The organism is Dysgonomonas sp. Shenzhen-Wh21 (assembly GCF_043392705.1).
In the GTDB taxonomy this organism is placed as follows: Bacteria; Bacteroidota; Bacteroidia; order Bacteroidales; family Dysgonomonadaceae; genus Dysgonomonas.
The window spans coordinates 1-13,104 of the sequence record NZ_JAIXHZ010000047.1; the positions used below are offsets into that span (position 1 = coordinate 1).

Annotated in this window: 9 protein-coding genes; 7 read left to right on the plus strand and 2 right to left on the minus strand. The window is 38.8% G+C overall.

Annotated elements, in window-relative coordinates; genetic code table 11:
* The 3 genes from LDB17_RS02905 to LDB17_RS02915 all read left to right on the plus strand — a co-directional run.
* Nucleotides 1-723: TolC family protein (locus tag LDB17_RS02905; RefSeq protein ID WP_393924878.1), on the plus strand; the 723-nt coding region annotated here is incomplete at its 5' end.
* A 41-nt stretch (nt 724-764) separates the two neighbouring features.
* Nucleotides 765-2,132, plus strand: a complete 1,368-nt coding sequence (locus tag LDB17_RS02910; protein ID WP_252638144.1) for a sigma-54 dependent transcriptional regulator — start codon at nt 765-767, stop codon at nt 2,130-2,132.
* Nucleotides 2,133-2,137: 5 nt separating this feature from the next.
* Nucleotides 2,138-3,436, plus strand: coding sequence for a PAS domain-containing sensor histidine kinase (locus tag LDB17_RS02915; protein WP_252638145.1), 1,299 nt, complete (start codon nt 2,138-2,140; stop codon nt 3,434-3,436).
* Between the two features lie 35 nt (nt 3,437-3,471).
* Here the strand turns inward: LDB17_RS02915 and LDB17_RS02920 are convergent, their stop codons facing one another.
* Nucleotides 3,472-4,215 carry a hypothetical protein gene (locus LDB17_RS02920; protein WP_252638146.1) on the minus strand — a complete coding sequence of 248 codons (744 nt, stop codon included), beginning with the start codon at nt 4,213-4,215 and terminating at the stop codon, nt 3,472-3,474.
* A 209-nt stretch (nt 4,216-4,424) separates the two neighbouring features.
* On the opposite strand from LDB17_RS02920, the gene LDB17_RS02925 reads away from it, so the two are divergent.
* From LDB17_RS02925 to LDB17_RS02940, 4 genes are all read left to right on the plus strand, one after another.
* On the plus strand, nt 4,425-6,758 hold the full coding sequence (locus LDB17_RS02925; protein WP_252638147.1) for a glycoside hydrolase family 3 N-terminal domain-containing protein: 2,334 nt from the start codon (nt 4,425-4,427) through the stop codon (nt 6,756-6,758).
* 68 nt (nt 6,759-6,826) lie between these two features.
* Nucleotides 6,827-7,612 carry a histidine phosphatase family protein gene (locus LDB17_RS02930; RefSeq protein WP_252638148.1) on the plus strand — a complete coding sequence of 262 codons (786 nt, stop codon included), beginning with the start codon at nt 6,827-6,829 and terminating at the stop codon, nt 7,610-7,612.
* 30 nt (nt 7,613-7,642) lie between these two features.
* Nucleotides 7,643-9,916: a hypothetical protein gene (locus LDB17_RS02935; protein ID WP_252638150.1), complete on the plus strand. Its 2,274-nt coding sequence runs from the start codon at nt 7,643-7,645 to the stop codon at nt 9,914-9,916.
* A gap of 19 nt (nt 9,917-9,935) precedes the next feature.
* Entirely contained in the window at nt 9,936-10,715 is a 780-nt protein-coding gene (locus tag LDB17_RS02940) for a phosphatase PAP2 family protein (protein ID WP_252638152.1), read from the plus strand.
* A gap of 356 nt (nt 10,716-11,071) precedes the next feature.
* Here the strand turns inward: LDB17_RS02940 and LDB17_RS02945 are convergent.
* A partial coding sequence (locus LDB17_RS02945; protein WP_393924879.1) for a TonB-dependent receptor occupies nt 11,072-13,104 on the minus strand: 2,033 nt, incomplete at its 5' end.

Below are 13,104 nucleotides of genomic sequence, written 5' to 3' on the forward strand. Positions count from 1 at the left end.
ATGTTTCAGTTGCGTTCCTTTCTTGGGTATGGAGAAGACATTATCATTAAGCCCGCTATACCGGAAGGGCTTCTAAGTAGAATGCCGATTTTGTCTTATTCGCAGGTGGTAACATTGGCACGAGAAAACAACCCCTTTACGCAGAATATCCAGAAAAGAATGCTGGAAGCGTCTCGCGATGTAAGCCAGGCAAAAGCAGACCGTTGGAATGCGACATTATTTGTTTCATTTGGAATGTCGGGACAGGAAGATCGTTTTGCTCAAGCCTTCAACAGCAACAACTGGAGAAACAACCAAGTCGTTAATGTTGGTATCAAAATACCGATCTTGGATTGGGGCAAAAGCAAAGGAAAAGTAAAAATAGCTGAAGCTAATCGTGAAGTAGAAAACTCTAAGATAGAAAAAGAGCAAATAGATTTCAATCAAAATGTATATCTTCGTGTACAGAACTTTAATAGTCAGTCGAAGCAATTGGAACTGGCAAAAGAAACAGATATAATTGCACAGCAACGTTACAATACCTCTATCGAAGCGTTTGTATTAGGTAAAATTGATGTATTAAACCTGAACGACTCCCAATCTTCGAAAGATGAAGCCAGACGTAATTATATCGAACAGATGTATCTGCTATGGTCTTATTATTACCAGATAAGAAGTCTGACCCTTTACGATTTTTTAGGCAATAAAGAAATATCTGCTGATTACGATAAGATTGTTGATTAACTTCAAAATCATTATTTTTATCCACTAGAACGAAGATTTTTATGATACTGATCTGTGACGACGATGCTGCTATACGTTCATCCCTTTCTTTAGTATTAAAAAGGGCCGGATATGAAACAGCGAATGTAACATCTCCTCAAGAGGCAATAGCTTTTGTGAAAGCCACATCTCCCGACCTGATCCTGATGGATATGAATTATACCAAAGGAACAAGCGGAGAAGAAGGACTTACTTTACTGAAGCAAGTAAAAATTTATTGCCCTGACGTACCTGTTATACTTATTACGGCATGGGGATCGATCAACCTTGCAGTGAGGGGAATACAAGCCGGTGCTTTTGATTTTGTCACCAAGCCTTGGAACAATATGGTGTTACTGAACACCATTCAGACAGCGATACAGTTGAAAGAGGGAAGTGAAAAAGAGGCAGCCGGAAACAATTCACATATCAGTAGCGACGAAGCTTTTCGGAATGATAAAATCATAGGCAAGTCTCCCCTCTTACAAAATGTATTCAATACAATTTCACGGGTAGCCAAAACAAATGCCTCTATCCTTATTACAGGCGAAAGTGGTACAGGAAAAGAACTTATAGCTGAGGCTATTCACGAGAACAGCAACAGAAAAAAGAATCCTTTTGTGAAGGTAAACCTAGGGGGTATTTCACAATCTCTTTTCGAAAGTGAAATGTTTGGCCATAAAAAAGGAGCGTTTACCGATGCTCATTATGACAGAATTGGTCGCTTCGAATTAGCAAATAAAGGAAGCATCTTCCTCGATGAAATAGGAGAACTAGATGCGGCATGTCAGGTGAAATTATTAAGGGTGTTGCAGGATAAAACGTTTGAATCGTTAGGTGACAGCAAGCAAAAACAAGTTGATGTACGTGTCATTAGTGCAACCAATCGCAATCTTGCCGACATGGTCTCTAAAGGCACATTCAGAGAAGACCTGTTCTATCGGATCAACCTTATCACGATAAGAGTACCGGCTTTGCGTGAGCGGATAGATGACATTCCTCTACTTGTAAAACATTTCGCAAAAAAACAAGTCGAAATAAACGGATTAGAAAACATTGAATTTACATCGGAAGCAATCAGCTTCTTGAAAAGATTACCATATCCCGGAAATATAAGAGAATTGAAAAATCTGGTGGATAGAGTTATTCTCGTCTCAGGTAAAAACATACTTACCGATAGCGATTTTAAAGATCAATATACAGCAATCCCCAATTCATCGTCTACACTCCCCGACTCTATCTATCCTTTAGACGAATTGGAAAAAAAGATGATAGAAAAAGCAATGGAACTATATGGGGGTAATCTCTCGAAGGTGGCAACAGCACTAGGCGTAAGCAGACAAGCATTATACAGAAGGCTGGAGAAATATGGAATAAGCACAAATGATTAGGGACTATGAAATCAAAAATCTTATTCTGGATATTAGCAGTTCTTGTCTTTGGTTCTTTATTAACTGTAGGGTTTGTTTTTTTTAGAACAGACTTATACAAGTTTCTACTTATAGAAGGAATAGCTATCCTTGCTATTATATTTTTTATCACCCTTTACTACCGACTTATAAAACCATACCAGATTATTAGCGATGGTATGGAACTATTAAAAGAACAGGATTTTTCGACTCGTCTGCGTCCCGTTTCCGATAGCGAAGCCAACAAGCTGATTGAGATTTTCAATAAGATGATGGATCAATTGAAAGACGAAAGGCTGCAAGTGAGAGAGAAAAATCACTTTCTTGATTTGCTTATACAAGCATCCCCACAGGGGGTTATCATTTTAGATTTTGACGATAAAATCACAGAGGTTAACCCATCAGGACTACGACTGTTGAGTATAAACAATATCAATGACGTAAAAAACAAAAAGCTGGATGAATCGGGAATAAATATAGGAGATCAACTAAGCAAACTAAAGCAAGGAGAAGATGTAGTGATACGCAGTTCGGGTATAACAATGTATCGTTGTTCCCGCTCTTCGTTTATAGACAGAGGGTTTGCGCATCCTTTTATCCTCATCGAAGAGTTGACGCATGAATTGCTAAAGATTGAGAAAAAATCATACGAGGGTATTATCCGCATGATGGCACATGAGGTAAACAATTCGGTGGGTGCAGTAAGTTCTACCCTTAATGTTATATCGGATATATTACAACAGAATGAAAACAGCGAATTGATCGATGTATTGCCTGCTGTAGATGCATCCTTCGACAGATGTAAGCATTTGGGGCATTTTATCAGTAACTTTGCCGAAGTTGTAAAAATCCCCGAACCATCGGTATCCGATGTAAGCATAAATGAATTGGCACGGTCTGTCGAAACTCTCTCCCGAGCAGAATGCTTAAAAAGAAATATAAATCTTAATTTGAATCTGACTACCGGGAAAGATTTAGCATGTATCGACAGTATACAGTTCGAACAAGTACTCGTCAATATTGTAAAAAATGCCTACGAAGCAATAGACAAGAATGGAGATATAAATATCATTACTACCTCCCAGCCTCTTTCGATTACCATTGAAGACAATGGTCCGGATATACCGGAAGAAACAAAACAAAAACTATTCACACCTTTCTTTACTACCAAACAGACAGGTCAGGGAATCGGATTAATGTTTGTTCGTGAAGTCTTGCTTAATCATAATTGCAAATTTGACTTGAAGTCTGAAAATGGTTGGACAAAATTCGAGATCTTTTTCTAACAGCAAGCATTTGTATTCATATCTGAGAGATACTATCACATCGTATCCTTAATATCGGGAGAAATAAAACTATATAAAATAGGGGCATTATACTCTTTCCCCTTTTTTCGTTCGTCCAGTTGAATAACAAATCCTTCCTGAAGTATTTTTCGTTGAAAGTTTCGCCTGTCAAGCTTTTTATTTAAAAATATTTCATGAATCTTTCTCAATTCGGTCATCATAAATTTCTCGGGAAGCAGCTCATATCCTATAGGTATTATTGGCATTAAGAGTTTGATTGACTCTTGTGCTTTTTTTATAATAAGCTTATGGTCTGAATACATAGCAGGCAATTTATTTATATCATACCAATGTAATTGCTTTTTTTCGGATACAAAGTCATTTACCTCATCATACTTCACCAAAGCAAAGTAGCCCATTGTTATAAATCGCCTTAACAGCCATTTTCCATCATTCCTTACCGAGCTATATTGAGCTACATAGTCTAGGTTTTGTTTCATGATAGTTCTGTTCGGATCACTAAACAATGCAAATTGCTTTAGGAAAATATTGCTCAACCCTGTATACAGTTCCAGTATCCTGTGTGCCGCTTGATCTGCACTTTCGTCATTAAAAACAAAACCGCCTAATAGAGCCTTATAATTGTTTATACCAAAATCTCTCAGCAGTACTTTTATTTTCCCCTTGTGAAAAGCTATTATAACACAATCTACCGAAAAGCCTGGGTGCGAATTCTCTGCGGTATGATCTTCATATGTCAACTTCCTTAAATCCTTCATAATCTAGGTCTCTATATCCTATTAAAATGATTAGATGGCAAAATTAGAGAATATATTCCGAATAAAAATATGTTTACTAAAGCCAAATTGTGTTATAAAACATAATTGCGTACAAAATACGTCTATTAATTTTTTATATCAAAATCTATAAATACATTTGCAAAACTAAAATGCGTTCTCATAACGCACCTAACATAAATATCAATATTATGAAAAAGAAGTATATTCCAATATTCTTACTGGGAATATTAAGTTTGCAATGTACACAGCCAACTAAAATCGATGATTACATCCTTGTTGAAAATAAAGGTGGGCCAACACTTGGATACTCTGAATCATCTGGTGTAAAAATCATTACGATTGACGATCTCAAGTTTAAAGACCTCAACAAAAACGGAAAGTTGGATAAGTATGAAGATTGGCGCTTGCCTGTACAAGAAAGAGCAGAGAACCTCGCTTCACTGATGTCTATTGAACAAATTGCTGGCCTGATGCTATACAGTGGACACCAATCGTTACCGGCTAAGGAAAGTGGTTTTTTTGCTGGAACATACAATGGAAAGTCCTTCATCGAAAGCGGAGCGAATGCTTGGGAGCTGACGGATCAACAAAAGAAGTTTTTGAAAGAAGATAATTTGCGACACGTATTAGTTATGGGTATCCAAAATCCTGAAGTAGCAGCTCGCTGGAACAATCAGATGCAAGCCTACATCGAAGGTCTTGGATTAGGCATTCCGGGAAACACAAGTTCAGACCCTCGACATTCGGGACAATTGGCTGGTTCTTCGAATCCTGAATTCAACGCAGGAGGAGACCGCATATCTATATGGCCTGATGGATTAGCCATGGCAGCGACTTTTGATCCTTCGATCGTAAAACAATTTGGAGAGATAGCCGCTAAAGAATATAGAGCATTAGGCATAGCAACTGCGCTTTCACCTCAAATAGATTTAGGAACCGAGCCTCGCTGGTTTCGTATCAACATGACATTTGGAGAAAGTCCGAAATTGGCAACAGATATGGCTCGTGCTTATATTGATGGCTTCCAAACTTCGGAAGGAGATGCAGAGATTAAAGACGGATGGGGCTACAACAGTGTAAATGCAATGGTAAAACACTGGCCTAGCGGAGGCCCCGAGGAAGGTGGTCGTGACGGGCATTGGGCATTCGGAAAGTTTGCCGTCTATCCGGGAAACAATTTCGAAACACATCTAAAGCCATTCCTCGAAGGGGCTTTCAAGTTAGAAGGCAAAACGAATAAAGCATCAGCCGTTATGCCATACTATACAATATCGTATAATCAGGCAAAAGACGGAACAAACTATGCTAATGGATTTAGTAAGTATATCATAACAGACCTTCTGCGCGACAAGTATGGATATGATGGCGTAGTTTGCACCGACTGGCTGATTACAGGAGATGAAGGGAAATCTCCGGGAGATTTTGCAGGAAAACCATGGGGAGCAGAAAAACTTTCTATTCCCGAAAGACATTACCTAACCATCATGGCGGGAGTTGATCAGTTTGGAGGAAACAATGATAAAGAACCTGTATTAGAAGCTTATCGCATGGGTGTAAAAGAGCATGGAGAAGAATTTATGCGCAAACGATTCGAGCAATCGGCAGTTCGTTTATTAAAGAATATATTTCGGGTAGGGCTTTTCGAAAATCCGTACCTCGATCCTAAAGAAAGTGAAGCAACAGTTGGTTGTGAAGCATTTGTAAAGGCGGGTTATGAAGCTCAACTGAAGTCTATCGTATTACTAAAAAATAAATCGACAGTATTACCTGTGAAGGATAGCAAGAAAACGGTATATATTCCTAAGAAAATAAATCCTTCTGTTAGAGACTGGTGGGGCAATATAACTCCAGAAACTGAGGCAATACCCGTAAATCTTGACTTAGTAAAACAGTATTACAATGTAACAGACAATCCTCAAAACGCAGATTTTGCTCTTGTATTTGTAAACTCTCCGCATAGCAATAGCGATGGTGGAGGCTATAATAAAGAAGATAGAAAAGCCGGAGGAAATGGATACGTTCCCATTTCTCTACAATATGGTCCTTATACAGCTACAGAAGCCAGAAGTCACAGTATCGCCGCAGGAGACCCAGTAGTAGATCCTTCTATAACAGACAGATCATACAAAGGAAAATCTACAACTGTAGTTAATACAAAAGATCTGAATACAATACTGGATACAAAAACACAGATGGGTGATAAGCCTGTTGTAGTTGTTGTAAATGCTACCAGACCGATGGTATTTAACGAATTCGAAACCAAAGTAGAAGGTATAGTCATTCGTTTTGGTGTATCAGACAAAGCTGTAATGGATATTGTTTCGGGTAAAGCAGAACCTTCGGGCTTGCTTCCTGTGCAAATGCCGGCTAACATGGTTACTGTAGAAAAACAGAAAGAAGATGTTCCTTTCGATATGGAATGCCATACAGATACAGAAGGCAACACTTATGATTTCGGATTTGGACTCAACTGGAAAGGGGTAATAAAAGATGTACGCAACCAGAAATATATAAAGAATTAATACATACACAAAAACTATTAGTCACCTTAATATACACATTAATTAACCTATTTAACCTTTAAAATTTTATGAGCAAATTGAAAATTCTCTTTGCTGCTATCTTGCTATGCATAACACCATACGTGTTTGCACAAGATGCAAGTAAAGATAACACTGTTACTTTTTATGTAACAAGACATGGTAAAACTATACTGAACACCTTAGTGCAGGCTCAAGGGTGGGCAGATACCCCTCTGACCCCACCCGGAGTAGCTGTTGCCGAATATTTGGGTATCGGGATGAAAGACGTTCCTCTGAAAGCGGCTTATTCCAGCGACTTGGGTAGAGCTCGCCAAACAGCCCGTATCGTTTTAGAGAAAAAGGGACAGAAAAGTCTTCTTTTACAAGAAGATGAAGGATTGCGGGAAGCTTGTTTTGGTAGCTACGAGGGCAAACCAGATGAGAAAATGTGGGGAGACGCTGCCCTTAGAATCGGACTACGCAACATGAAAGAATTTTTTGAAGCGATGAAAACCGACAACCAAGTATACATCAATGCCATGCAGGCACTAAAAGATTTGGATGAATTGGGAATGGCTGAGAACTATTACGACGTAAAAAAGAGAGGGCAGGCTGCATTTAAAGCAATTGCAGAAAAAGAAGCAAAATTAGGCGGAGGAAATGTATTAGTAGTCGTTCATGGAATGTTTATTGGGATACTTTTATCGGACTTAGATAGCTCGGGTAAATTTATCCAACCTACCCACCTTGGGAACGCATCTGTAAGCAAGGTGATCTACAAAGATGGCAAATTTACTGTAGAATCGGTTGGTGATATGAGTTATGTAGAAAAGGGCAAAGCCGCCTCCAATTAGTAAAAAAATCGAAACACTAAAACAAACAGAATGAAGACAAATAAATATCTTTTCTTAGCTCTATTTCTTGCCTTTACAGGTGTAGGAATGAATGCTCAAGAAAAAAACAAATCGAAAAAAGAAGCTGCCGGCGAGGTCAAAGAAGGCGATCGCAATGTGATGCTTAATGCAGCAAACAATACCGGGCCGCGCGATGTTAATATCGGATTACCGGCTAGTACTGGAGGTACAACAGTGTTAGAGAATGGTATACCAACTGTATTCTTTTATTGGCCCGAACTACCACCACGAGCATGGCGTAATGATGCGTCAATTGCAAAAAGAAAAATGCTTGACTTAGGGCAAACAGCCGTTCGTGTGGGAGAAGTGGGCGTATCATTGAGTACTTTCAACAATCTGGGTACTGATAAATTTCAGGGCAAAGGCTCGTTGAATTCAAACCATTTCGGATTGATGCGTGGAGATATTAATCTTAGTGGGCCTATAAACCAGAAAGGACTTAAATTCTCTGTCGGTGCATACGGAAGTTTCGACCCGGGCACGTTCAAACCTAAAGGTATTACAAGATATTATAACGACAAGGCTCAGTTGTATAAGGCAGCTTTGACGCAGGAGTACAAGGGAGAAAATATAAAAGGGTCTATAACGGCATTCTACAAGTATGCGAATATCGACAACATTAACAATAAGTATAGTCCATTCCGCTTCGATAGAAATGGAAAGGTCTCAGAACTTGATAATTTTAGGTTAGGTCGAGACTCTTATATCGAACAAAGCGGCGTACTTACGTTGAAAGATGCTTACACAGGGCAAGCTGTAAAAAGAGATCCGGTTAAAGATTATGGAACAGCTTCACATACTTTAGATATTATCGGTAAAAATACACTTTCAAATGGCCTAAACATTGACTACATACTGCGTTATCGTTATGCAAAAACAGGTATGTATACTGCTGTAATGACGGGAGTTGAGAATGTCTCCAACCTTTCCGGTAAGTTGAATTATGTAGATGACGGAAGTGCCTATGCCGGAGAAAATGTACAAAGTGTAATGAACCTGGCTTCGAGAAGAACTCCGATGAATACATTAATGGGTACAGTAGAAGTAGGAAGAAAATCGGGCAACCACAAATGGTCTGTTGGTATTGATCAGTGGTATTTTGAGACTCATAATTTCCTGACCGAATCATCTCAATATTATCAGGAAGTAGCTCCTAATCCTAGGAAATTAAAACTAATCTCCAATACAAATCCAAATGGAGATATGAGGTTAAATGCAAACTATGAGTACTATGATGGCAGCGAGAACAAAACCGCACTGTTCTTCTTAGACAAATGGGATGTATCGAATGTAGTTACTTTAGACTTTGGTGCTCGCCTGCAATACTTCAACTTAAGAGGTAATTATATAAAAAGTGGCGACAGAAAAGATCAAAATGGCAATATACGTTTGATTGGTGATGCACCGAAATCAGATATTAAACATGATTGGTTGACAAAAGCTGTAATGGTAAATGCTGTAATCAAGTTGACAGACAAATTTGGTTTGCTAGGAGAAGCTGTTTACAATGAAGATGGAGCTCACTTGAACAAATATTCATCGGGCAAAGACCCTCAGTTAGAAATTTCAAAAGTTCCCGAGGCGGCAATAGGAGTATTTTACAATCACAAGTTTGTTAGCTTAGTATCAAAGGCAACATATATTAACAGGAATAATTACCGTACCACTGTGAATTTCTCAAATCCGAATAATAGCTCCGATGTTGAAAGAGCGATGACACAATACGATGTACAGACATTAGGATGGACTACAGATGTATTATTTACTCCTGCGAAAAGCTTCAATTTACATTTTCTATTGACATTGCAACAACCAAAATATAAAAACTTCAACGGAGACCTTAAATTCTCCGATGGAACAGTCTCTTCTTACGATTTTGGAGATAAGACAGTGACCGGAGTTCCAAAGGTATTGATAGAGATAGATCCTAGTTATACTTGGAAAGATTTAAGAGTTTGGGCTAGTGCAAGATACTTTAGCAAACAGTATTTCAACAAACCGAACACTCTATACTTTGATGGACGTTGGGAGACATTTGCAGGTGTAAATTACAAAATCTCTAAAAACTTTGATGTAAGCGCTACTTTCGTAAACTTACTGAATCAACGTGGAGTTTCGGGCTCTATTCCTGATGCAGACCTGATCGTTACCGATGCTGATGTGAAGAGTAAAGAAGGTACTGTAATGTCGGGTACATACATCCGTCCTTTTACAGCCGAATTTGGAGTAAAGTATAAGTTCTAACTATTTAAATTATAAAGTTATGAAAGCAAGAATTACATTAGCCATTTTAGTTTGTTCTTTAATTTCGCTGAATATATTTGCGCAAGACAAAAAGATAAGAGATAAGAGAACAAACCCTGATTTATATTACTTGGAAGAATCGGAAGTCGCAAATAGTCTGGAGCTCTTACCACCTCCACCCGAAGCCAATAGCATTCTTTTCTTATACGATAAAGCTCAACATGACTGGGGAAAACTGCAAAGAAATACCCCTAGAGGAGAACAGGCTGTGAGTGACGCACAGATAGGTGGTAATGGTGTACCATTGGCTTTTTCCGAAGCATTTGGACTTGAAATCACGAAAGAACAGACTCCTGAAATATATAAGCTTATAATAAACATGCGTGAGGATGCCGGAGACTTGGCTACTCGTCATGCTAAGGTGCATTATATGCGAGTTCGTCCTTTCAGTTTTTACAATGAACAAACTTGCCTACCCGAACATCAACACGCACTGTCAACCAATGGTTCATATCCATCAGGTCATACAGCAATCGGTTGGGCAACGGCACTTGTTTTGGCTGAAATAAATGTTGACAGACAAAATGAAATCTTGAAACGTGGATATGAAATGGGACAAAGCAGAGTTATCTGTGGATACCATTTCCAGAGTGATGTTGATGCGGCCAGATTAGTATCGAGTGCAGTTGTAGCACGCTTACATGCGAATGATGCATTTATGGCACAACTTAAAAAAGCGAAAGATGAATTTGCGGCACTTCAAAAAGCAGGTAAGGTAAAGCCTAGCGATAAGAAGTAAGTTCTAAGAATTGAGTACACGTTCGGTAAAAGACAATAATACAAATGTGTAACTAAATAAAATTAAATATTTATTACGGAGAGAGGCTACTGTTTTAGTAGCCTCTTTTTGTTGAATCACTAGATAACAATCAACTATAATTAATTTTATTATTTATCTATATACAAACCAATAGAAGAAAAAGTAACAGAAAAGTTACAAATAAAAAAAGTGAAATAACTGTCACTTTTGTCACCTTTTTCATTAAAGAATGTATAGATCAGAATTATACGAAGTGTATAATAAAAGCAGCCCATTGATAATCAATATCATTCGTGCTGCCTTCATTATAAATTGGAGTTATAGTCTCTATCTGTTCAGAAAGACAAAGGAATCAGAAGTTTCAAGCTGAAATTTCGTCCCATGTTATACACCCCTTGTCTGCCTGTCACGGGATTTTCATCGGCATACTTCAATCTGCTCAAATGGTTCTGATAGGCTTTATCTGTCAGATTATTCACAGCGAAGAAGAGTGAAGCTATCGTTTTCCCCTTGTGGACAAAGTCGGTACCTATTGAAGCGTTGAAAAGTGTATAGGCTGGTGTCGGTGTCTCGGTTCTAAAAGCTGAATAAACTTTGCTCTGCTTCAAGTTGCTTTCTATTCCGAAAGAGACATAAGTATTGTTCAATAACTTTTTGCCGTGGCGTATCAGATCGTAACGGATATCAGATATAAGCTTCGGAGCTGGCGTAAACGGAAGATACTTTGTAGAATCAGGCTGGTTTAGCTGTACAGAACTTACATACGAAAATGAGTTCTGAAAATGCAACTGCTCCACAGGATGTATATCAACGCTGATTTCACCTCCCATGATACGAGCATCACCTGATACAAACTGATATGTCTTATAGCCATCGGTAAGCAAGTCTTCCCCATTAGTGTCCAATAGTTTATGAGAAAAGATATAGTTATTTATCCTATTGGCAAACAGAGATAACTCACCCGAAATAAGCGGAGAGGAGTAACCTAGTCCCCAGTCAGCCTGCCAGCTATTTTCGGCCTTTAGGTCACTGTTTCCTTTCTCATAGCGAATTGTACCTTCGTGAGCACCATTAGATGCAAGCTCACTCATATTTGGGGCACGAAATCCATGTGACACATTCAACTTTGTATTCCATTCGTCCGAAAACTGATAAGTCAATCCTAAGCTGGCACTAATACCGGTAAAGTTTCGGGAAAAGGCATGAAACTTTTCTTCAGCATCGGGGCTTGATGGAGTAACAACCTCCTCTTGTTCATTCAAGAACAATGCTTTAGCCTTATTATAACGGCGATCGATACGTAATCCGCCGCTAATATCAAGAGCTCCGATATTTTTACTTACCAGTGCAAAAGCTCCGATATCAAACAGATTATACTCCGGTATCAGAAACTCCGATCCTTTGTTTAACGATCGTTGATACATACCGTTTATGCCTGCTACAAACTTATATCCCGCAATATCAGGCAGCGTATAGCGAATGTCATAGTTAACTGTATGAAGTTGGAAATACAAACCGTAAGTATCAGGTTCTGCTATTTCTTCAAACTCCTGCCTCCTGTTTTGTTGATAACCAATAATTGTTTTCAAATTCCCCTCTCCCACTATAATACTATTATTCAGTAAGGCTTTGTAGTGATATATCTGCTGATAAGGCATCTGCTTTTCGTATGATTTGCTATCACTATCAGATGCCACAACTTCAGTTTCTTCACCATTTGCAATAGCTGGTTTTAGAAATCTTCCAGTCTCTTGGTCTCGGTCACCTTCTACTATTCCGGGGGTTAGGTGATAATAGTCCAGGCTAAGATGCGAATAACCCCAGCTTCGGTTAATACCAAGCAGCCCAGACACAGCCCGTTCTCTAAATCCTGAATTATAGACATAACCATCGTACTTATTTTTATATGAATGAGCCATTTTATCACTATAACGCCAGTTCCAAACAAACCCGCTATTATTACCTGATGCATTTACCGAATAGTTGAACAGTCCATTATTAGTCTGATATTCACTCATCAGATTAGCCTTTATTATTCCTTCGGGGAGGATAGGTTCGGGCAAGAAATTAATAACTCCCGCCAATGCATCAGAACCGTAAATCAAACTGGCAGGGCCTTTCAGTATTTCAACAGAGTTCACGCTTTGTGCATCTATCTCTATACCATGCTCGTCTCCCCACTGTTGCCCCTCCTGACGGATACCGTCATTGACAACTACAACACGGTTGTATCCCAATCCTCTGACAACCGGCTTCGATATCCCATTCCCGGTGGTTATCTGAGCTATTCCCGGCTGCTTCGCTATAGCATCGATAATATTCGAAGAGGATTGTTGCATAAGCTCTTTCTTAGAAATATACGATATCG

Bases quoted from the DNA above. Each gene is read 5' to 3' on its own strand.
- LDB17_RS02910 (WP_252638144.1), top strand. From the start codon at position 765: ATGATACTGATCTGTGACGACGATGCTGCTATACGTTCATCCCTTTCT.
- LDB17_RS02915 (WP_252638145.1), top strand. From the start codon at position 2,138: ATGAAATCAAAAATCTTATTCTGGATATTAGCAGTTCTTGTCTTTGGT.
- LDB17_RS02920 (WP_252638146.1), bottom strand. From the start codon at position 4,215: ATGAAGGATTTAAGGAAGTTGACATATGAAGATCATACCGCAGAGAAT.
- LDB17_RS02925 (WP_252638147.1), top strand. From the start codon at position 4,425: ATGAAAAAGAAGTATATTCCAATATTCTTACTGGGAATATTAAGTTTG.
- LDB17_RS02930 (WP_252638148.1), top strand. From the start codon at position 6,827: ATGAGCAAATTGAAAATTCTCTTTGCTGCTATCTTGCTATGCATAACA.
- LDB17_RS02935 (WP_252638150.1), top strand. From the start codon at position 7,643: ATGAAGACAAATAAATATCTTTTCTTAGCTCTATTTCTTGCCTTTACA.
- LDB17_RS02940 (WP_252638152.1), top strand. From the start codon at position 9,936: ATGAAAGCAAGAATTACATTAGCCATTTTAGTTTGTTCTTTAATTTCG.